Below are 570 nucleotides of genomic sequence, written 5' to 3'. Positions count from 1 at the left end.
GGTGGAGCTGCTGGTATAGTCAATGAAGGTATCATAGGTGGTAGTAGCGATAATGATGATAAAAAAGGTGGCATTATCATCTCAGGAGGTAGTGTTAGCTCTTCAAGTGGAGGCTCTGGCATAGTCAATCAAGGCAATGGTTCTATAGCAGGTGAAATCAAGGTAGAAAGTGGAGGTTCAGTTGAAGGTGGTATTACCAATACAGGAAGTGGTTCTATCTCAGGAAATATAGTAGTAGAAGATGGCGGTAAACTTGATTCCATCACTAACACCTCTACTTCTGATACAGGTATAAGTGGCTCTATCACTAACAATAGTGATAATAAACTTGAAATTTCTAATGGAGAAGGTGCTACTATAGGTGGAGGTATTACAAATAATGGTAATGCTGATTTAGTTATTTCCAACCAAGGCTCAGTAGGTAAAGATAGCAATGGTAATACAGTAACTAACAATGGTAGTGGTAGTGTTGGAATCAAAGATTGGGTTGTTTCTACAGATAAAGAAACAGGTAAATTAGACACTGTGGTTGTAGGTGGAAGTGGTAAAGATAATGTAAAAGTAGAAAAC

General features: G+C 38.1%; 1 pseudogene. It reads left to right on the top strand.

The features are described 5' to 3' along the window. Positions 1–570 (top strand): annotated as a pseudogene (locus tag AJ887_RS03865) (hypothetical protein); the annotation flags it as partial.

This window comes from Campylobacter sp. BCW_6466, from assembly GCF_001762835.1.
In the GTDB taxonomy this organism is placed as follows: Bacteria; Campylobacterota; Campylobacteria; order Campylobacterales; family Campylobacteraceae; genus Campylobacter_D; species Campylobacter_D jejuni.
The sequence above is the reverse complement of the archived record's forward strand: the minus strand, read 5'-3'. Positions and strand labels throughout refer to the sequence as shown.